Annotated in this window: 1 pseudogene; it reads right to left on the bottom strand. The window is 61.7% G+C overall.

The features are described 5' to 3' along the window. Positions 1–74: pseudogene (locus tag WDW90_RS39350) on the bottom strand (co-chaperone GroES); the annotation flags it as partial. Between the last annotated feature and the right edge of the window lie 200 nt (positions 75–274).

Here is a 274-nt window from a genome sequence, read left to right as displayed (position 1 = left end):
ATGCCGCCCTTGGTCTTCTCCTCGCCCTCGATGCGGCGGACGACAACTCGATCGTGCAGCGGTCGGAACGTCATAGGATGTCTCCAGCGCGAGATTGACATATCGAAAAGCTGTCGGGCGCCCGCAGGAGCCACCCGACGGGCGGCTAGCTGGAAAGCCGCAAGATAGCTTTGCAGGCCGCCGCGCAGGTTTTTAGCACTCTGCCACTGCGAGTGCTAGCAGGAACGGCGCGAGCCTGGCAGCAATGCTCCTCCAGGAGTGCTAAACGATTGCA

Origin of the sequence: Methylobacterium nigriterrae (genome assembly GCF_037106235.1) — a bacterium.
GTDB classification, from domain to species: Bacteria; Pseudomonadota; Alphaproteobacteria; order Rhizobiales; family Beijerinckiaceae; genus Methylobacterium; species Methylobacterium nigriterrae.
The sequence above is the reverse complement of the archived record's forward strand: the minus strand, read 5'-3'. Positions and strand labels throughout refer to the sequence as shown.